This is a genomic window from Achromobacter sp. UBA2119 (assembly GCF_002331005.1).
Taxonomy (GTDB): domain Bacteria; phylum Pseudomonadota; class Gammaproteobacteria; order Burkholderiales; family Burkholderiaceae_B; genus Achromobacter; species Achromobacter animicus.
The window spans coordinates 479538-500192 of record NZ_DCYD01000018.1 but is presented as its reverse complement, the minus strand read 5'-3'; the positions used below and the strand labels follow the sequence as shown (position 1 = coordinate 500192).

Below are 20655 nucleotides of genomic sequence, written 5' to 3'. Positions count from 1 at the left end.
TAGCCCAGCCTCCGGGCGGGCCGCCGTCTCAGAACAGGTTGCGCACCCGCTTGGCCACGTCGATGCGCGGCGCCTGCGGCTCGCGCGGCTCGGCCCGTCCGGGCGGCAGATCGGGCAGCTTGGGCAGGTGGTCAAAGAGCGGCAGCATGGCGTTGGTGATGAACCGCGTGCGCGAGCCGTACACGTGCCGGTCGCCCATCCCCGTCTGCTGATGCACGTAGAAGCGCTGCGGCACGACAAGCTGCAGCCGTTCCTTGGCCCGCGTCATGGCCACATACAGCAGCCGGCGCTCTTCCTCGATCTCTTCGGCCGTGCCCGTGCTCATGTCGGACGGGATGCAGCCGTCCACCACGTTCAGCACGTAGACCGCCTTCCACTCCTGGCCTTTCGCGGAATGGATCGTGGACAGGATCATGTAATCCTCGTCGCGCAGCGGCGCGCCGGATTCGTCGCTGGTGGCGTCGGGCGGGTCCAGCGTCAGTTCTGTCAGGAAGCGCTCGCGTGTCGGATAGCCCGAGGCAATGCGCACAAGCTGGTCGAGATCTGTCTTGCGCACGCGCGCATCGTCGTACAGGCGCTCGAGCTGGCCGCTATACCAGCGCAGCGCCAGGTCCACGTCGGCCGGCCACTTCAGCGTGGGGTCGCACAGCGCGGCGTACGTGTCGGCGAAGGCGCCCCACTCTTCCTGCGCCGCCGCGCCCGGCTTGAACTCGCGCAGCGTGCGCAGCGGCTCGGTGGACGCGGACATCGCATCCATCAGCTTGCCCGCCGTGGCGGGGCCGATGCCCGGCATCAGCTGCGCGACGCGGAATCCCGCCATGCGGCCGCGCGGGTTCTCGGCCCAGCGCAGGATCGACAGCAGGTCCTTGACGTGCGCCGCTTCCAGAAAGCGCAACCCGCCGAACTTGACGAAGGGGATGTTGCGGCGGGTCAGCTCCAGTTCCAGCGCGGCGCTGTGGCTGGCGGTGCGAAATAGCGCCGCCTGCGACTTGAGCGTTGCGCCGCCTTCGCGCTGCGCCAGCACCTGATCGGCGACCCAGCGCGCCTGACCGGCTTCGTCGCTGACCGTGACCAGCTCGGGCAACTGCGACGACTTGCGGTCGGTCCACAGGTCCTTGGCATAGCGCTCGGTCGCCTGCGCGATCACGGCGTTGGAGGCGGTCAGGATGGGTTGCGACGACCGGTAGTTGCGGTCCAGAGTGATGACGCGCGCGGGCGCGGGAAACAGGTTGGGAAAATCCAGGATGTTGCGGACCGTGGCCGCGCGGAACGAATAGATGGATTGCGCATCGTCGCCCACCACCGTAAGGCCGCGGCCGTCTGGCTTCATGGCCAGCAGGATGGCCGACTGCAGCCGGTTGGTGTCCTGGTATTCATCCACCAGCACATGATCGAAGCGCGCGCCGACATCCGCTGCGATCTCCGCGTCCGACATCATTTCGGACCAGTACAGCAGCAGGTCGTCGTAGTCCAACACCTGCTGGTCCTGCTTGGCCGCGACGTACGCCCGGAACAGATTCTTGAGCTCGTCTTCCCATTGCGCGCACCACGGAAACGACGTCTTGAGCACGTCGCCCACCGGCGTCTGGCTGTTCACCACGCGCGAATAGATCGCCAGGCACGTTCCCTTGAGCGGAAAGCGCGATTTGGTGGAGGACAGGCCCAGCTCGTGCCGCACCATGCCCATCAGGTCCTCGGCGTCGCCGCGATCGTGGATGGTGAAGGCTTCGGACAGGCCGATGCGCAGCGCGCAATCGCGCAACAGACGCGCGCCAATCGCATGGAAGGTGCCCGCCCACGGCAGCGACGGCGCCTGCTGCGACGAACGCAGGTTCATCGCCCGCTGCAGCACCGACCCTACGCGCCGCTCCATTTCCAGCGCCGCGCGGCGCGAAAACGTGAGCAGCAGCATGCGCTGCGGGTCCGCCCCGTTCAGAATCAGATGCGCCACGCGGTGCGCGAGCGTATTGGTCTTGCCGGACCCCGCGCCCGCAATCACCAGCAGCGGGCCGTCGTTGCCGGGCGCGCCGGCCACACCGAATTCGGCGGCCTCGCGCTGCGCGGGATTCAGGTCGGCCAGCGGATCGGGCCGCTCGGCCGGACGGGCGGCGGTCTGGGGGTTGTCGGGCGTGCTGGGAGTCTGATCTTGGTCTGGCATGTCGCGGAGCCGCAGCGCTGCGGCCGCAAAAAAGGAAGGAGCCAAGGCTGGCTCCGGATGAACACTGTATATTTATACAGAATTTTTTGACTTCCGTCTGAACCGCCTTGGCGCCATGCCCGATTTTCCCCGCATCCTGACCGGCACCGCCTCCTGGACCGACCCCACCCTGCTGGCCTGCGGCCGCTTTTATCCGCCCGATGCGCGTAGCGCCGAATCGCGGCTGCGGTTCTACGCGTCGCGCTTTTCGCTGGCCGAGGTCGACGCCAGCTTCTACGCGATGCCCACGCCGGACAACGCCTACCTGTGGTCCACCCGTACACCCGACAATTTCGTCTTCAACATCAAGGCCTTCCGGCTGTTCACCGGCCACCAGACCCCGCTCACCGCCCTGCCCGGCGACATCCGGCGCGAACTGGCGGACTGGCCGGAGCCCATCATTTACCACGACCGCATGCCGGCCGACCTGCGCGACGAGCTCTGGCGGCGCTACCAGCTGGCCATCGAGCCGTTGCGGATGGCGGACAAGCTGGGCGCGGTGCATTTCCAGTTTCCGCCGTGGGTACGGCGCGACGCCCGCGGCATGGCGCGCGTGGCGGACTGCGCGCGGCGGATGGAGGAACATCTGGTGTCGGTGGAATTCCGCCACCACAGCTGGTTCGAAAGCCCGGCGGCCACGGCGGACACGCTGGCCTTCGAACGGGATCTGGGTGTCGTGCACACGGTTGTCGACGCGCCGCAAGGGTTCGAGAACACCGTGCCCGCGGTTTGGGAAAGCACCCATCCGGAGCTGACGCTGTTGCGCCTGCACGGTCGCAATGCGGCCAAGTGGAACGCGTCGGGGCCGGCGTCGTCGGGGCGGTTTCAGTACGAATATTCGGAAGCGGAACTGGCCGAACTGGTCGCGCGCTTCACGCGGCTGGCCTCGCAATCGGCGCAGGCGCACGCGGTGTTCAACACCAACTTCGAAGACCAGGGCATGCGCAACGCGGCGGCCTTCGCGTCGGCGCTGCAATTGCCGGGCCTGTGACTGGGGGTTAGGCACCCGCCTTCGCACCCGCCCTTATCGCCGGCCGCGCCACCTCCGCCAGGCTCTCCAGCAGCACTTCAAACTTGCGCGCGATGTCGTGCTCCGGCACACAGGCATATCCCAGCAGCAGCCCCGGCCGGCGGCCTTCCTCGTTGACGTAATACCGCGACAGCGCGCGCGTCAGCACGCCTTTGCTGCGCGCCACCTCGACGACGCGCAGGTCGTCCATGTACGCCGGCAGGGTCAGCACCAGATGCAAACCCGCCATGCTGGCATCGCGATGCAGCCAGTCCGGACCCAGCCGGCGCTCGATCAGGTTGACCAGCATGGCGCGGCGGCGGCCGTACAGCATGCGCATGCGGCGGATGTGCGCCGCGTAATGGCCTTCGGAAATGAACGTGGCCAGCGCCGCGTGCGTCATCAGGTGTCCCTCGCGGTACAGCTCGGCATGCGCCGCCTGAAATGCCGCCGTCAGCGTCTTGGGCAGCACCAGATACCCCACACGCAGGCCCGGATACAGCGTCTTGCTGAAGGTCCCCATGTAGATCACCGGCGCGTCAGACTCCAGGCCCAGCAGCGACGCGATCGGGCGGCCGGAGAAGCGGAACTCGCTGTCGTAGTCGTCTTCGATGATCCAGCTGCCGCACTGCCGCGCCAACGCCAGCAACTGCCGCCGGCGTGCCAGCGACATCACGGGTCCCAGCGGATATTGATGCGACGGCGTGACGAAGATGAATCGCGGCGGCGTGTCCACGGCGTCAGGCACACGCATGCCTTCTTCGTCCACCGGCAGATGCACGGTGCGCAGGCCGTTGGCTTGCAGGATGGTGCGCGCGCCCCAATAGCCCGGATCTTCGACCCACGCCGTTTCACCGGCCTCGCCCAGGATGCGCGTGGTCAGGTCGATGGCCTGATGCGACCCCTCGGTGATGATGATCTGCTCCGGGTCGCAGTCGATGGACCGCGTCAGCGCCAGATGCTGCGCCAGCGCCTCTCGCAGCGCCGGCAGGCCGCCGCCATACGAATACGTCAGCAGATCGGGCGCGGGATTGCGCCACAGCGCGCTGAAGATGCGGCCGAACTTCTTGTGCGGGAACTCGGTCAGGTCGGGCACCCCCGGCATGAACGCGCCCCATTGGTAAGGCGATGCCGACACGCCATCCACGATGGCCGCGCCGCGCGGCGACAGCGCCGGACGCGACGGCGCCTGCTGCGCCTGTCGCGCGCGGCGGCCGCTGGCCAGGTAAGAGTCCGGTACCGAGGCGTTGACGAAGGTGCCGTTGCCCTGCCGGCTGCGCGTGTAGCCCTCGGCCAGCAGCTGGCTGTAGACGTGAACGACGGTGTTGCGGGCAATGCCCAGTTCGGCCGCCAAGTCACGGGTGGCGGGCAGGCGCGAGTCCGCGGCAATGGATCCATCCAGGATGGCTTCACGGATGCCGCGATAGAGCCGCTTGTTCATGGGCTCGCTGGCGCCGTCGGCCAGGCGCAGCAGCAGCAAGTCACCGACGATGGACCGCAATTGGTTCTACCTGATTTATCAAAGTGGTTCCCACAAGTGGGGCCATCGTAGCATTAAATAAGTGCTTTACCGCCCATCACTCTCATCGAGACCGAGATGAAGAATCAGGATCTGAATACCCGCCGTTCCCTGGCCACGCCGCGCGGCGTCGGCGTCATGTGCGACTTCTACGCCGTGCGCGCGGAAAACGCCACGCTGTGGGATGCCGAAGGCAAGGAATACATCGACTTCGCAGGCGGCATCGCCGTCCTGAACACGGGCCACCTGCACCCGAAGGTCAAGGCCGCGGTCGCCGCGCAACTCGACAACTTCACGCACACGGCTTATCAGATCGTGCCGTACGAAGGCTACATCTCGCTGGCCGAGCGCATCAATCGTCTCGCCCCCATCGACGGCCTGAAGAAGACCGCCTTCTTCACGACCGGCGTTGAAGCCGTCGAGAACGCCGTGAAGATCGCGCGCTCGTCCACCGGCCGCTCGGGCGTCATCGCCTTTTCGGGTTCGTTCCATGGCCGCACGATGCTGGGCATGGCGCTGACCGGCAAGGTCGCCCCCTACAAGCTGTCGTTCGGCCCCATGCCGGGCGACATCTATCACGTGCCGTTCCCCAATGCCACGCAGTCCATCAGCGTGGCCGATTCGCTCAAGGCGCTGGACCTGCTGTTCAAGGTCGACATCGATCCGAAGCGCGTCGCGGCCATCATCATCGAACCCGTGCAAGGCGAAGGCGGCTTCAACATCACGCCGCCCGAACTGATGACCGCGCTGCGCAAGGTTTGCGACGAGCACGGCATCCTGCTGATCGCCGACGAAGTCCAGACGGGCTTTGGCCGCACCGGCAAGCTGTTCGCGATGGAACACCACAGCGTGCAGGCCGACATCATCACCATGGCCAAGAGCCTGGGCGGCGGCTTTCCGATCTCGGGCATCGTCGGACGCGCCGAGGTCATGGACGGCCCCGCCGCGGGCGGCCTGGGCGGCACGTACGCCGGCAATCCGCTGGCCGTCGCCGCAGCGCACGCCGTGCTGGATGTCATCGCCGAAGAAAAGCTGTGCGAACGCGCCGCCCAACTGGGCGAGAAGCTGCGCGCGCATCTGGAAGGCCTGCGCGCCAAGGTGCCGGGCATCGCCGACGTGCGCGGCCTGGGCTCGATGGTCGCGCTGGAACTGAACGACGCGGCCGGCAAGCCCGACGCTGAAGCGGTCAAGCGCGTGCAGCAGCGCGCGCTCGACGCCGGCCTGATTTTGCTAAGCTGCGGTGTATACGGAAACGTCCTGCGCTTCCTGTATCCCTTGACCATTCCCGACGCCCAGTTCGCACGCGCGCTGGACATCCTGTCCGAGGCGCTTGCCGCCTGAGGCAAAGGCCCTGAATAACCGGTTATTCGGCTGGCAGGAACAACGATTGCGGGCGTAGCAGGCAGGCGGCTTGATGAACAGGCCGCACGCCCGCCACGCCCGCAATCGCTTGGCCCGCCGCACCCATCAAGGAGACTTCCAACATGACAGCACTGTCCCATCCCCTCGCCCGTCCCGACCTGCTGCGCGACGCCTGCTACATCGACGGCAAGTGGGTCGGCGCCGGCGAAGGCGCATCGATCCCCGTCGACAATCCGTCCACCGGCAAGACCATCGTGTCGGTGCCCAAGCTGGGCCGCAAGGAAACCGAGCAGGCAATCGCCAGCGCGCAGGCCGCGCTGCCCGCGTGGGCCGCCAAGACGGGCAAGGAACGCGCCGCGATCCTGCTGAAGTGGGCGCAGCTGATGATGCAGCACCAGAAAGACCTGGCAGCCATCATGACGTCCGAACAAGGCAAGCCGGTCACCGAAGCCGCGGGCGAAATCGCCTACGCCGCGTCGTTCCTGGAATGGTTTGCCGAAGAAGCCAAGCGCATCGACGGCGACATCCTGCAAAGCCCCAAGGCCGGCCAGCGCCTGATGGCGCTCAAGCAGCCCATCGGCGTCACCGCCGCGATCACGCCGTGGAACTTCCCGGCCGCCATGATCACCCGCAAGGTCGGCCCCGCACTGGCCGCCGGCTGCACCATGGTCGTCAAGCCCGCCCAGCAGACGCCGCTGACCGCGCTGGCGCTGGCCGTGCTGGCCGAAGAAGCCGGCGTGCCGGCAGGCGTGTTCCACGTCATCACGGGCAGCTCGCGCGACATCGGCGCGGCCCTGTGCGAAAGCGACGTGGTGCGCAAGCTGAGCTTCACCGGTTCCACCGAAGTCGGCCGCACACTGATGGAGCAATGCGCGCCCACCATCAAGAAGCTGTCGCTCGAACTGGGCGGCAACGCGCCCTTCATCGTGTTCGACGACGCCGACCTGGACCGCGCGGTCGACGGCATCCTGGCATCGAAGTACCGCAACGCCGGCCAGACCTGCGTGTGCGCCAACCGCATCTACGTGCAGGCCGGCGTGTACGAGGAAGTGGCCAAGCGCCTGGTCGACAAGGTCAACGCCATGAAGGTCGGCGACGGCTTTGAAGACGGCGTGACGCAAGGTCCGCTGATCGACAAGAACGCCATCGAAAAGGTGCAGGAGCACATCGCCGACGCCACGGCCAACGGCGCCAAGGTCATCGCCGGCGGCAAGCCCCACGCCAAGGGCGGCACGTTCTTCGAACCGACCGTCGTGCGCGACGTGACGCAATCGATGCGCTTTGCCAGCGAGGAAACCTTTGGTCCCGTCGCGCCGCTGTTCCGCTTCGATTCGGAAGACGAAGTCATCGGCATGGCCAACGACACCATCTTCGGCCTGGCCGCCTACTTCTTCACGCGCGACTACGCCCGCATCTGGCGCGTGTCCGAAGCGCTGGAATACGGCATCGTCGGCATCAACACCGGCCTCATCTCCAACGAAGTCGGCCCCTTCGGCGGCGTCAAGCAATCCGGCCTGGGCCGCGAAGGCTCCAAGTACGGCATCGAAGAGTACCTGGAGATCAAATACCTCTGCGTCGACCTCGGCGCGTGAAGTCTGGCGCGCGCGGCGTCCTGCCGCGCCCGCCTGTCGTCCGCGTGGCCGATGCATGCGCCACGTTCACTCGGATACCATCCAGGCATGTTAGATTTGCGCGTTCCCTGGACGAGTCCGTATGAGCAGAACTTTCACCCTTGAGGACACCCGCAAGCTGGCGGCCATCCTGGCGGAAACCGCGCAGACCGAGGTCATGCCGCGGTTTCGCAACCTGCCCGAAGGCGCCGTGCGCGGCAAGACCTCGCCGCGCGATCTGGTCACCGACGCCGACGAAGCCGCCGAACGCCTCATCGCCGCCCGCCTGTCCAAGCTGCATCCCGGCGCCGTGCTGATCGGCGAGGAAGCCTCGGCGCGCAATCCCGCTCTCTTGAACATGCTGGTCGACGCCGACCTCGCCTTTCTCATCGATCCCATCGACGGCACGCGCAACTACGTGGCGGGCCTGCCGCTGTTCGGAATGATGATCGCGGCCTGCCATCGCGGCGACGTGATTGCGGGCGTGATCTACGATCCGGTCAGCCGCGACAGCGCGCTGGCCGTGCGCGGCGAAGGCGCCTGGCTCGAATTCGAAAACGGCAAGCGGCTGCCGCTGGCCGTCGCCAGCCCCGCCCCCCCCGAGGACATGGACGGCCTGATCTCCACCGGCGCCCTGCCCGAGCCGCTGCGCACGACGGTCAACAGCAACCTGTCGCGCCTGGGCAGCACGGCCTCGCTGCGCTGCGCCGCGCATGAATACCGCATGATCGCCGCCGGCCATTGCCACGTCGCGCTGTACAACCAGTTGACGGCGTGGGATCACGCTGCCGGCTGGCTGCTCCATCGGGAAGCCGGTGGCTATGCGGCGCATTTTGACGGCTCCCCCTACAAGCCCACGCATCGCACGGGCGGCTTGCTCTACGCGCCCGACGCGGGCAGCTGGCACGCGGCGCGCAAGGCGCTGCTGGGGGACGCATTGGAAGGCATCGAGACTTGACAACAGCGGCCGGGACCACCCCAAAAAACTGGGGTTATCCCTAGGAGTTATCCCCAGTTCCTGTGGACAACCCTATGGAAAGGTCTGTAACCGGCCGAAAAAATCGTTGCCGGGCAAGCACTTGCTTAGACCGGTCAAAAACCGGCCGCCCCCGCTTCTTTCTAAAGCGCTTCCAGCGCCAGCGCGATGGGTTGTTCCACTTTCAGGGTCAACAGGCTGTCCGCGCGGGTGCGTCCCAGATTGATGGCGGCAATGGGTAGGCCGGCTCGCGAGGCGGCCGTCACGAAGCGATAGCCGGAATACACCATCAGGGACGAGCCCACCACCAGCACGGCGTCGGCGCTCTCAAGGCCGGCATTGGCCCGCTCGACGCGCTCGCGCGGCACGGTCTCGCCGAAGAACACCACATCGGGCTTGACGATGCCGCCGCAGCGCGGACACGGCGGCACCGTGAACCGCGAAAAATCGTAGCCGTCCAGATCGGCGTCGCCGTCGGGCGCGTCGCTGGCTTCAAGCTGCACCCAGTCCGGGTTCAGCGTGTGCAATTTTTCCTGCCAGTCGTGGCGGCCGCCACGCCAGTCGCAATTCATGCAGCGCACGGCATCCAGCCGTCCGTGCAGGTCCACGACATCGCGGCTGCCCGCGGCTTCGTGCAGGCCGTCCACGTTCTGCGTCACCAGAATGGCGACGTGACCGCGATCCTGCAGTCGCGCCAGCGCAAGATGCGACGCGTTCGGCTTGACGTGCCCAAAGCGGCGCCAGCCCACCATGCTGCGCGCCCAGTATCGCGCCCGCGAAAGCTCAGCGCCCATGAACGTTTGCAGCGTCATGGGCGGCTGGCGTTTCCATTCGCCTTCGGTGTCGCGGTAGTCGGGGATGCCGGAATCGGTGCTGACCCCGGCCCCGGTCAGGACGAAGAGCCGCGGATGGCGGTCGACAAAGCCGCGCAGCGCGGCCAGCTCCGGAAGTGCAGTATCCAATCCTCGCTCCTTGCGTCCCGCTACCGCGCGGCAATCAGGCCGCGCGGCCCGCCGCGGATTAATCAGGCCGCGCGGCCCGCCGCGTTCAACCGCCCAGCCCGCAATCGGGCATGTCGCTGACCAGGCTGGCCTGCGTCACGTTGCTGCCCGGCGGCACGCTGCGCGTGAGCCAGACGTTGCCGCCGATGGTCGAGCCCTTGCCGATGGTGACGCGGCCCAGGATCGTGGCGCCGGCGTAGATCACGACATCGTCTTCGATCAGGGGATGGCGCGCCAAGCCCTTTTTGAGTTCGCCGTTTTCGCCCGGCGGGAAGCGCTTGGCGCCCAGCGTGACCATCTGGTAGAGCCGCACGCGGTCGCCGATGATGGCGGTTTCGCCGATCACGACGCCCGTGCCGTGGTCAATGAAAAAGCTGCGGCCGATGGTCGCGCCCGGGTGGATGTCGATGCCGGTGTCGGCATGGGCGATCTCGGCCACGATGCGCGCCAGCATCGGCACGCCCAGCCGGTACAGCACGTTGGCGAGGCGGTGATGGATCATGGCCGCGACACCCGGATAGCACAGCAGGACCTCGTCCACGTTGTGCGCCGCCGGGTCGCCCTGGTAGGCCGCCATCACGTCCAGATCGAGCGCGGCGCGCACGGCCGGCAGCTCGGCGCCGAATCGGCGCACGATCTCGGTGGCGCGCTGCTGCGTGTCCGCCTGCTGGGCCGGATCATGCCGGCCTTCGTACTGCAGTTCCAGACAGACCTGATGCAAGAGCGCATCGAGCGCGGCGCCGATGGTGTGGCCGACGTAGAAGTCTTCGACCTCTTCGCGCAAATCGATGGGCCCCAGGCGCATGGGGAACAAGGCGCCACAGAGGTCCTTGATGATCTGGCGCAGGCTTTCCTGCGAAGGGAATTCACGCAGGCCGGCGTCGTCGCGGAGGCGGCCGCGCGGACCGCGCCACGCAACGCGCGCATCGCGCAGTCCGGACACGATGCCGTCCAGGTTCCAGTGCGCCGTGGGGAAATAGCTGGGGCCGCTCATTGCCGGACTCCGGACAGGGAGCCGGCGCGTGCGGCAGAAGGATGGATAACGAACATGGGTTTGCCTCGCTGACGATGCGAAGCCCCCCGCGCAATGCCCCGGGGAATGCTGCTTCGCAATAATTCCGTCAACTGTAACCGCTCTGGCGTATACGCCGGAAGTCCTCCGACACGGCGTTGGGGTTATGCCGCGGCCGATTCCGAGACCGAGACCAACCCCGGCTCCGCCTCATACCCTTGCGGGTTGCCCTGCTGCCAGCGCCAGCCGTCCGCGCACATGGCTTCCACATCGTGCGTGCTGCGCCAGCCCAGCAGCGTCGCCGCCAGATCGGGGTTGGCCCACATACGCTCGACGTCGCCCGCGCGCCGCGGCAGGATGCGCAGCGGGATCTTGCAGCCGTTGACGCGTTCGAACGCCCGCACCAGTTCCATGACGCTGGTGCCCTGCCCCGTGCCCAGGTTGACCGCCACGAAGCCGGGATGGCTGTCCGCATAGGTCAGCGCCTGCACGTGGCCGCGCGCCAGGTCCATGACGTGCAGATAGTCGCGCACGCCGGTGCCGTCCGGCGTGTCGTAGTCGTCGCCGAAGACGCGCAGAAACGGTTGGCGCCCCACCGCCACCTGCGTGATGAACGGAAAAAGGTTGTTGGGCAGGTCGCGCGGACTCTCTCCGATCAGTCCGCTGGGATGTGCACCGATCGGATTGAAGTAGCGCAGCGTGACGGCGCTGAATGCGGGATCCGCCACGCACACGTCGCGCAGCATCTCCTCGACCATCAGCTTGGTGCGGCCGTACGGATTGGCCGGCGCCAGCGGATGAGCCTCGGTAAACGGCAGATACTGCGGTTCGCCATACACCGTTGCCGACGAACTGAAGACCAGCCGCGACACGCCCGTCTCGCGCATGGCGCGCAACAGGACAAGCGACCCCTGCACATTGTTGTCGTAGTACTTGAGCGGGTCAGCCACCGATTCACCCACGGCCTTGCAGCCGGCCAGATGCAGCACGGACTGCACGGGCGAGCCCCGCGCCGCCGCATCCGCCAGCACGGCCGCGACCAGGCCGCGCGAGCGGATGTCGCCTTCGATCAGCGGTATCGGCGCACCGCAAAGCTGTTCAACCCGGCGAACAGCCTCTCGGCTGCCGTTGCTGAGGTTGTCCAGCACGATCGGCCGCAGGCCGGCGGCGATCATCGCCACCAGCGTATGCGTACCGATGTAGCCGGCGCCGCCCGTCACCAACACTTGCGTGTCCGGCATGTCCATGCTCCGTCAGAGGTGGGCCGTCATGCCCGGCACCCACGCATGGCGGGGACGCGGGGCCTGCGCATGGCTGCGGTAGCGATCGATCCAGTACGACGTGGAAGCGTCATGCCCCCAGTCGACCACGCCCGCCGACACCGGCACCGCCAGCTCGCGCTCGATGCCGCTGGCCAGCCGCTTGCCCAGTTCCACGCCGTACTGGTCGAAGGGGTTGATGCCCCAGACCACGCTCTGCACGAACACCTTGTGCTCGTACAGGGCCAGAAGCGCGCCCAGACCGCGCGGATCGAGCTGACGCAGCACGATCAGCGTCGACGGCCGTCCTCCCGGATGCACCATGTGCTGCGCCAGCGTCAGCGCGCGCTCCTGGTTGTCGATGTGAGCGACGTCCAGCAGCGCCTGCTCCAGGCTCTTGCCGCGCATCAGCGCCTGGCGCTGCGCCAGGCAGTTGGCCAGCAGCATGCGATGCGCATCGGGGCTGTCCGCGTGCCCTTGCAGGCTGGCGATGAAGTCCACCGGCGCGCCTTCCTCGCTTTGATGCAGCCACTGGAAGAAGGTGTGCTGGCCGTCCGTGCCCGGCATGCCCCAGATGATGGGCGCCGTCGGCACGCCGACCGCGGCGCCGTCGCCAGCGACCCGCTTGCCCAGCGATTCCATTTCGAGCTGCTGCAGATAGGTCACCAGGTGCAGCAGGCGCCCGCTATAGGCCGCCACATTCAGCGAGTTGAATCCCAGCACGCTGCAATTGACCAGGCCGGCCAGCGCCAGCTGCACCGGCGCGTTGGACGCAAACGGCGTCTGCAGGAAATGCTGGTCCATGGCTTCCGCACCCGCGCGCATCCCGATCAGCACGTCCAAGCCCACCGTCAGCGCGATCGACAGGCCGGCCACCGACCAGACGGAATAGCGTCCGCCCACCCAGTCGCACATCTTGAAGACCTGGCTGGACGGCACGCCCAGTGCGCGCGCGGCCGGCGCATTGGCGGTCACGGCCGCCAGATGGTCGGACACGTCGGCCACGCCGCCCTGCTTGAGCCAGGCGATGGCGGCGCGAGCGTTGTGCAGCGTTTCCGACGTGGTGAAGGATTTGGAAGAAATGACCACAAGCGTGCGGCGCGGGTCCAGCCCGGCCACGGCGTCATGGAAGGCATGGCCGCAAATGTTGGACACGAAGCGGATCTGCCGGCGCTGCTGCGGTCCGCCAAATGCCTGCACGGCCAGGCGCGGACCCCAGTCGCTGCCGCCGATGCCGATGTGCAGGACGGTGGAGAAGTCCGCCGTCTGGTCCACGCGCCGCACGAAGTCGGTCATGCGCGAATACTCGCAGACGGAATCCGCGTCCTGCCCTTCCGGCTGCTCGCGGGTGCGCCCGGCACGCAGCGCGGTATGCCATGCTGCCCGGTTTTCAGTCCAATTGACCGGTTCCCCGGCAAACAGCGCGTGGCGCGCCTCTTCCAATCCGCGCGCCTGCAGCAGCGCCTGTCCCGCGCCGTCCAGCGACGCCGACTGGCGTTGCATGGTCAAGTCCACGCACAATCCTGCCGCTTCGATCACCTTGAGCGCACTGGCGTCCAGTTCAGCGTTTTGCGCGGCCTGCGCGAAAGCCACCCACTCCGGGCTGTTTGCCAGTCCGGAGTCTGCCCTTAACGCCTCAATCGCCTGTTGAGCCTTTCCCATCGCGTGATGCTCCTTAGAACGGTAAACGAATGTGAGGTGCAATGCGCCTGAACGCCTTGCGAAAGTCCTCCTCGATACGAGCCAGCGCGGCCACGTTGTCTCCTTCGAACCGGAGTACCACCGTCGGTGTGGTGTTGGACGGTCGCGCAAGGCCGAAGCCATCCGCGTAGTCCACACGGATCCCGTCGAGCTCGTTGATGGACACTGCGCCGGGGAACTCCCCTTGGTCGCGCAGCGCCTGCACCAGCTCGACGCCTTCCGTGGTCTCCAGTTTCAATTCGGGGGTGGCGCAGGACTGGGGCAAGCTTTCCAGCAATGCCGAGGGGTCCGGCGCCGACGAGAGGATCTCCAGCAGGCGGGCGGCGGCGTAGATGCCGTCGTCAAAGCCGTACCAGCGCTCCTTGAAGAAAATGTGGCCGCTCATCTCCCCAGCAAGTAGCGCTCCCGACTCGCGCATCTTGGCTTTGATAAGGGAATGCCCTGTCTTCCACATGGTCGCCTTGCCGCCCGCCTCGGTGATGGCGCGGGCCACATGGCGGCTGCATTTGACGTCGTAGATGATCTCGGCGCCCGGGTTGCGCGCCAGCACGTCGCGGGCGAACAGGATCAGCTGGCGGTCCGGCCAGATGATCTGTCCCGATTTTGTGACGACGCCCAGCCGGTCGCCGTCGCCGTCGAACGCCAGTCCGACCTCGCAGTCCGAATAGCGCAGGCAGTAAATAAGGTCCTGCAGGTTATTGGGATCGGCCGGATCGGGGTGATGCCCCGGAAAGGATCCATCCACCTCGCAGAACAGCTCCGTCACCTCGCAGCCCAGCGCCCGGAAGAGCGCCGGCGCCACCGCGCCCGCAACCCCGCTGCCGCAGTCGATGGCGATCTTCATGGGCCGCGCCATGCGGATGTCGCCCATGAGGCGTGCCGCGTAGCAGGGCGTGATCTGCATCTGGGTGCGGCCGCCGGGCGTGGGCGCCGAATCGATTGGCTGGCGCATCGCGTCGCGCAGCGCGGTCAGGCCGTCGCCATACAGCGAGCCGCCTTCCATCACGATCTTGAAGCCGTTGTGCGTGGGCGGGTTGTGGCTGCCCGTCACCGCGATGCCGGTCCCGGTGTCCATCAACCGGGCCGTGAAGTACACCATCGGCGTGGTCGCCATGCCGATGTCGATCACGTGCATGCCGGCCGAGCGCAGCCCGGCCTGCAGCGCCGCGGACAGCTCGACACTGCTCAGCCTGCCGTCGCGTCCCACCACGATCGACCGCACACCCTGTGCGTGCGCCTTGGCGCCCACCGCCATCCCGAGGCTGTGGGCAAACCTGGCATCCAGCTCGTCCGGGACCGTTCCCCGTATGTCATAGGCCTTGAAAACCGCCTCCAGAATTTGCGGCGTGTCCCAGCCAAAAGTTCCGTGCATGCCAGTTTCTCCGTGTGGCGTTCACTTGGGACCGTTCTGTTTGAAATCACCGTAGTACGCCGCACGGGAGTAGCGATAACCACCGTACTTGGACCGGAACCCGAAACGTTCCGGCAGCAGCTTCAGACCGTTGAAGACCACGCCATCGACCGGCGCGCCCGCCTGGATCAGGCGCTTGGCCGTTTCGCGGATCTCGCCGACCGTATTCATGCCCGACCGCACCACCACCATGACTGCCGCGGCATGCGTACCGACCACGGCGGCATCCGGCGACGACAGCACGGGCGCCGTGTCCAGGATCACCATGTCGTACTGCGTGGCCAGTTCCCGCAGGGTCTCGCCGAACACCGGCGAGGCCAGCAATTCCGACGGATCGAACGTGACGGCGCCCGTGGCGATGAAGTCCACGCCTTCGGACACGCTGTGCTTGCGGACGCGGCTGAGCGGGATCGTGCCGGTCAGCACTTCGAACAGGCCATCTTCCTTCGGCACGCCGAAATAGCGGTTGAGCTGGCCCTTGCGGAAGTCGGCATCGATCAGCAGCACGCGCTTGCCGACGCCGCCCTGGATGAAGGCAAAGTTTGCAGACAGGAAGGATTTACCCACACCCGCCACCGGACCGGTGAACATGACCATGTTGTTGGCGGACTGGCGCAGCGAGGCCTGCAGCACGTTGCGGAAGGATCGCAAACTCTCGATCGGTGGCGAGTTGCCCTGGCTCTGCGCCAGGAGCGCAGGCACGGTGGCGTTCTTGCGCCGGCTGCGGCGCCACAGCTTGTCCTGCACGTCGCTGTACGGAATGGCGGCCAGCACCGGCAGGCCGGTATGGCGCTCGACGTCTTCCGGCTCCGACAGGCCGCCGAACAAGGCGTTGCGCACGAACGCGCACAGCATGGCGAAGATCAGACCGGCAGCGGTGGCCACGCCGATGATGATCGCGCCCTTCGGACGCACGGGCTTGTCAGGCTGTACGGCGGCATCCAGGATGCGCACGTTGCCCACCTTGCCGGCGCGGATCAGCTTGAGCTGCTGCGTGTTGTTCAAGAGCGCCGTGTAGAGCTCGGTGTTGACGCGCACGTCGCGCACCAGGCGCACCACGTCCTGTTCCAGATCCGGCAGTTGCTTGATGTTGTTGCCCAGGCGGTTGACGTCGCCCGTCAGCGATGCGATCTGACGGTCGATGCCCACGATGCTCGGGTGCGTCGGCGCAAAGCGCGTGATCAGTTCCTGGCGCTTCTGGCGCAGCTCCATCACGCGGGTCTGGGCGTCGACCGACTGCCCGAGGATCAGCTTGGCTTCTTCGCTCAGGTCGATCGTGCCGCGCTTGTTGCGCAGCTGGTTGTACTTGGTTTCCGCTGCATCAAGCTCGGCCTTCAGTTGCGGCAGCTGCTGCTCCAAAAACACCAGCGACTTCTCGGCCTGCGCGGACTTGCGGTTCACGTTCTGCTGCACGTATTCCTGGCCGATCTGGTTCAGCACCGCGGTGGTCAGTGCCGGATCGTTGCCCTCCAGCGTGACGCCGATCACGCCCGACGTGCGGCCGCGCTCAAAGATGCCCAAGCGCGATTGCACATCCTCGATGGCCGCCAGGCGCGAGCTGCGCGACACCGTGAACTCGGTGCCGGGACGGCCCGACAGCGCGTCGACGTGCACGTCCATCGCGCCGCCACCCGGCAACAGGAAGCGCTCGGGCTTGCCCACCGTGCCGGTGAACGTGGCGCCGGTCAGCTTGTCGCTGAGCGTGTAGCGGCCCTCGCCCAGCGTGGTCAGCCGGAACGGCTTGCCCAGCCACTCGTTGGGCACGTCCAGTTGCGAGATTGCAATGGACTCGCCGCCCCACGCATAGCCCCCGCGCGGCAGGCTGGACGGATACGGCAGGCTTTCGTAGCGCTGCGCCAGCCATTCGCCCACCACGGGGAAGTAGCGCGGCTTCGCATGGATGTAGAGCAGGAACTTGTCGACGGCGGGACCGACGACCATGCGCGAGCGCAGCACTTCCATTTCGCCCGACGTTTCCGCCTTGGTGTCGAACATGGATGAGACATCGCCCAGCAGGCTGCGCGCCTGTCCGTTCGGGAGCTCCTCCTCCACCTGCACGATGATGTCAGCCGAATAGACCGACGGCGTCACCATCACATAGGCGAGCGCGCCGAGAAACGCGAACATGGTGATCGCAATGATCATCCAGCGGTTGGAAAAAATGGCGTCCACGTGGGACGACAACGGGGTTTCCTGCTGACGGGCCGGTACTGACGGCTCGAACGATTCGATGGGCAACGACATGCAGCTCTCCAGGAGAGGGCGCCGCCGCGGTTGCGGCGCCCCCAAAGGCGGGGTTTTGAGGCGGACTAATCGATGGACCTGACGGTCTGTACGGTCTGCGCGCTCGGGAAGAGGTTGCTGATGAAGCGGTTCCACCGCACCAGGCCCGCCGAATCCACGAACACGACATCCTTGGGTTGCAATTCAAACTTGGCGCCCACCGCCAATGCCTGCGGCGATGCGGCGTTCAGGTGATACACCAAAGGCTTTGCCTCCTCCGTGGCGCGCACGACGAAAATCTGCGAGGTGTCGGCCGTGATCTGGTTGGGCCCGCCAGCAAGACCCAATGCCTCGGTCAGCGACAAGCGTCCATCACGCATGACGGAAGCCCCGGGGATGAACACCTCACCCATCACGAACACCTTGCTATCCTCGCGCGGCGTGACTCTCACGATGTCCCCTGCCTTGAGCATGACCTGGTTCAGGTCCTGGCCGCGCTCGATCAGCGCGGGAAGGTTCACGCGAGTACGCTTGCCATCGCGGATCACATAAACCGCACTGCGGTCTCCGGTTGGCAGGATGCCTCCGGCCCTGTTGAGCGCTTCCAACAGGGTCATGGGCACATCATTGATCGCAACCGTACCCGGCGTGGTTACCTCGCCATCGACGAAGATGCGCTTGCTGCGGAATCCCAGAACGCGTACGGTGATCTGCGGGTCCTGTATGTACTTGCCCGAACTATTGACTATGAGATTGCGCGCCTGAAGTTCAGTCAACCCCGCCACTTTCAGCAGTCCCGTATACGGAAACTGGATATATCCAGCGGATGAGACCGTATAGCCCGGAATGCCCGAGGCGGTATCCCCAATAGCTAATTCCGTTGCCCCTGATCCGATGGCGTAGGTTTGCGTCGGAAGCACCAGCTCGGGGTGGTCCCACACGACGATCGAGAGGATGTCTCCCGGCCCGATGAGGTAGGGAGCCGGCTTGCCGATGAGGTGACCGATGCCTTCGTTATCGATCAGCGCTTCACGTGCGCGCTGCTCTTCAAGAACGAGGGAGGGCGTGATCTGTTTGATGACCGCCTTGGAGTTCGGGTCCAGCGGATCCGCGAGCTGATTGGCGTTGAACGTCATACCGGGTGATAGGGCGCAAGCGCCTAGCGAGGACACGAGCGCGATAGCGGCTATGGCTCGGCTCATCGTTCCGAAAAATGTAGTCATGGCGAATCCACTGTGAATGACTTCGTTGCCTGGAAAGGAGCCCGATGCGTAACGGGTTGCGACATTCCACACGCTTTTCCTAAGCCCGCACATTCGACGGATGCCCTAAGCCTTCTCCTACACCGTTTGGAGGTTTCGGGTGAGTTGCGCACTCAATAAGATTTTGTCGGTAGCCACATGCTTTGCGGCACTGCACAGTTTTTGCTTTGCGCAAGGCGTTTCCCCCGAACAGGAGTGCGCGATGGACCCGTCCCAAACGGACACGTCGGCAAGGTTCAGTGGGGCAAGCTATCTGTATCGCTTGCTCGACGCCGCGATCGTCATCACCTGCGGCCTCACTGCCACCGGCTTGAAGTTCTCGGAAGATGCTTTTACGGATCCTCCGCAGATTCATTTGTTCCTGATCTATCTGTGCGGCCTGGGCGTCATAGCGCTCTTCCCGGCCTTCCGCCTGTATGTGTCGTGGCGGGGACGCCTGCTCACCGATCTGGTGGTGCGCAGCCTTGCCGCGTGGGCCACCGTGTTTGCGTTGGGCATCTTCGTCAGTTTTCTCATGCACCAGACCGGCGCGATATCCCGCTTATGGGCTGCAACCTGGTTCGGCATGACGGCGTTGGCGCTGGCCGGCGTGCGCATCGCCGTCTATGCGGCGCTGGGCGCGGCGCGCGATCGCGGCATGGACAAGAAGCGGGTGCTGCTCGTGGGCTTTGGCGCGCTGGGCCACGACATGTGGCGCCGCGTGGAAAAGTACCGCGAGGCCGGCTATCAGATATCGGGGATATACGCCGAACCGCATGAGATCCTGCCGCCGCAGGTCCGCCGTCTGCATGACCTGGACAACCTGACCGACTTCGTTCGTGAGAACAAGGTGCGCGAGATCTGGATCGTGCTGCCGATGGAAGCCGGCCAGGAGCTGCGCGAAGTGCTCTATCACCTGCGCAACGACCTGGTGGATATCCGCTGGATTCCCGATGTGATGTCCATCCAGCTGCTGGGCCATCGTATCGGCGAGTTCCTGGGACTGCCCGCGATTCAACTGAACAGCCTGCCCGCCGCCGGCGTGCGCGGCTGGGCCAAGGAAGCCTTCGACCGCAGCTTCGCGCTGTGCGCGCTGATCGGCCTGGCGCCCATCATGCTGACCGTGGCCATGCTGATCAAGCTGACGTCGCGCGGCCCCGTGTTCTTCACGCAACCCCGCCTCGGCGTGGACGGCAAGGTGTTCCACGTCTACAAGTTCCGCACCATGACCGTGCACCAGGAGCACGGCGTGGTCACCCAGGCCACGCGCAACGACAACCGCGTCACGCGCATCGGCGGCTTCCTGCGCCGCACCAGCCTGGACGAGCTGCCGCAATTCCTGAACGTGCTGATGGGCGACATGTCGGTGGTGGGCCCGCGCCCGCACGCGTTGGAGCACAACGAAATGTACAAGGACCTGGTGCAGCGCTACATGATGCGCCACCGCGTCAAGCCCGGCATCACCGGCTGGGCGCAGGTCAACGGCTTTCGCGGCCAGACCGACACGCTGCGCAAGATGAGCGACCGCGTCGAACACGACATCTATTACATCCAGCATTGGACGTTCAGGATGGACCTGCTGATCATCGCGCGCACCGCGATTTCGGGATGGACGGGCCGCAATGTCTACTGAACCGTTGGGATGGCCCGTGCGTGAAGCGCCGGGGCCTCGTGGCGGCATGCTTGGCCGCTCGGACTTCCGCCAGGCCGTGGAAATGCTGCCCCTGGTGTCGATCGATCTCCTGCTGCGCGATGGCGCCGGCAACTACCTGACCGGGCTGCGGGCCAATCCGCCCGCCCAGGGCGCGTGGTTCGTGCCGGGTGGCCGGATCCGCAAGAACGAGTCGCTGCGCCACGCGCTGCGCCGCATCGTCCACGACGAGCTGGGCCTGTCGTTGCCCGACCTCGAGTGGACGCCGCGCGGCGTGTACGAGCACTTCTACGGCACCAATTTCGCGGGTGAGGCGGGACGCTCCACCCACTACGTCGTCCTCGCGTATGAGGCCGAGCTTTCTCTGGATACCGCAAGCCTTCCCCTGTCCCAGCACAGCGGCTATCGCTGGCTGCCGCGGGAAGTGATCGCCGCCGATCCCGGCGTGCATCCGTACACCCAGGCCTACTTCAAGGAGTGAGA

General features: G+C 66.1%; 15 protein-coding genes. 6 read left to right on the top strand and 9 right to left on the bottom strand.

Going from position 1 to position 20655, the window contains the following annotated elements; all coding sequences use genetic code 11:
* Positions 1 to 28: 28 nt before the first annotated feature.
* Positions 29 to 2158 carry an ATP-dependent helicase gene (locus B3098_RS23400; protein ID WP_286899250.1) on the bottom strand — a complete coding sequence of 710 codons (2130 nt, stop codon included), beginning with the start codon at positions 2156 to 2158 and terminating at the stop codon, positions 29 to 31.
* A gap of 115 nt (positions 2159 to 2273) precedes the next feature.
* Here B3098_RS23400 and B3098_RS23395 point away from each other — a divergent pair, with 115 nt between their 5' ends.
* A complete protein-coding gene (locus tag B3098_RS23395; protein WP_286899249.1) occupies positions 2274 to 3188 on the top strand; it encodes a DUF72 domain-containing protein in 915 nt (304 codons plus the stop codon).
* A gap of 7 nt (positions 3189 to 3195) precedes the next feature.
* On the opposite strand, the gene B3098_RS23390 is transcribed toward B3098_RS23395, so the two are convergent.
* Positions 3196 to 4707 (bottom strand): PLP-dependent aminotransferase family protein, encoded by a 1512-nt coding sequence (locus tag B3098_RS23390; protein ID WP_414631305.1) that lies wholly within the window; start codon positions 4705 to 4707, stop codon positions 3196 to 3198.
* Between the two features lie 96 nt (positions 4708 to 4803).
* Between B3098_RS23390 and B3098_RS23385 the strand changes: the two genes are divergently transcribed.
* From B3098_RS23385 to B3098_RS23375, 3 genes are all read left to right on the top strand, one after another.
* Positions 4804 to 6066, top strand: coding sequence for a 4-aminobutyrate--2-oxoglutarate transaminase (locus B3098_RS23385; protein ID WP_175126150.1), 1263 nt, complete (start codon positions 4804 to 4806; stop codon positions 6064 to 6066).
* A gap of 143 nt (positions 6067 to 6209) precedes the next feature.
* Positions 6210 to 7679: an NAD-dependent succinate-semialdehyde dehydrogenase gene (locus B3098_RS23380; RefSeq protein ID WP_175138046.1), complete on the top strand. Its 1470-nt coding sequence runs from the start codon at positions 6210 to 6212 to the stop codon at positions 7677 to 7679.
* Between the two features lie 121 nt (positions 7680 to 7800).
* A complete protein-coding gene (locus B3098_RS23375) occupies positions 7801 to 8655 on the top strand; it encodes an inositol monophosphatase family protein (protein ID WP_175126152.1) in 855 nt (284 codons plus the stop codon).
* Between the two features lie 161 nt (positions 8656 to 8816).
* On the opposite strand, the gene B3098_RS23370 is transcribed toward B3098_RS23375, so the two are convergent.
* From B3098_RS23370 to B3098_RS23340, 7 genes are all read right to left on the bottom strand, one after another.
* Entirely contained in the window at positions 8817 to 9635 is an 819-nt protein-coding gene (locus B3098_RS23370) for an NAD-dependent protein deacetylase (protein WP_286899245.1), read from the bottom strand.
* Positions 9636 to 9720: 85 nt separating this feature from the next.
* Complete coding sequence (epsC, locus tag B3098_RS23365; RefSeq protein ID WP_175138044.1) at positions 9721 to 10668, bottom strand: serine O-acetyltransferase EpsC; 948 nt, start codon at positions 10666 to 10668, stop codon at positions 9721 to 9723.
* 182 nt (positions 10669 to 10850) lie between these two features.
* A complete protein-coding gene (gene galE / locus B3098_RS23360) occupies positions 10851 to 11927 on the bottom strand; it encodes a UDP-glucose 4-epimerase GalE (RefSeq protein ID WP_286899241.1) in 1077 nt (358 codons plus the stop codon).
* Between the two features lie 12 nt (positions 11928 to 11939).
* Positions 11940 to 13607 carry a glucose-6-phosphate isomerase gene (gene pgi, locus B3098_RS23355; RefSeq protein ID WP_286899239.1) on the bottom strand — a complete coding sequence of 556 codons (1668 nt, stop codon included), beginning with the start codon at positions 13605 to 13607 and terminating at the stop codon, positions 11940 to 11942.
* A gap of 13 nt (positions 13608 to 13620) precedes the next feature.
* Positions 13621 to 15018 (bottom strand): phosphomannomutase/phosphoglucomutase, encoded by a 1398-nt coding sequence (locus tag B3098_RS23350; protein WP_279974380.1) that lies wholly within the window; start codon positions 15016 to 15018, stop codon positions 13621 to 13623.
* A 21-nt stretch (positions 15019 to 15039) separates the two neighbouring features.
* On the bottom strand, positions 15040 to 17301 hold the full coding sequence (locus B3098_RS23345) for a GNVR domain-containing protein (protein ID WP_175126158.1): 2262 nt from the start codon (positions 17299 to 17301) through the stop codon (positions 15040 to 15042).
* A 65-nt stretch (positions 17302 to 17366) separates the two neighbouring features.
* A complete protein-coding gene (locus tag B3098_RS23340) occupies positions 17367 to 18503 on the bottom strand; it encodes a polysaccharide biosynthesis/export family protein (protein WP_175126159.1) in 1137 nt (378 codons plus the stop codon).
* 241 nt (positions 18504 to 18744) lie between these two features.
* On the opposite strand from B3098_RS23340, the gene B3098_RS23335 reads away from it, so the two are divergent.
* Both B3098_RS23335 and B3098_RS23330 read left to right on the top strand, forming a co-directional pair.
* Positions 18745 to 20154 (top strand): undecaprenyl-phosphate glucose phosphotransferase, encoded by a 1410-nt coding sequence (locus B3098_RS23335; protein WP_279974384.1) that lies wholly within the window; start codon positions 18745 to 18747, stop codon positions 20152 to 20154.
* 46 nt (positions 20155 to 20200) lie between these two features.
* Entirely contained in the window at positions 20201 to 20653 is a 453-nt protein-coding gene (locus B3098_RS23330) for a GDP-mannose mannosyl hydrolase (RefSeq protein WP_175126173.1), read from the top strand.
* The last annotated feature ends 2 nt before the right edge of the window (positions 20654 to 20655 follow it).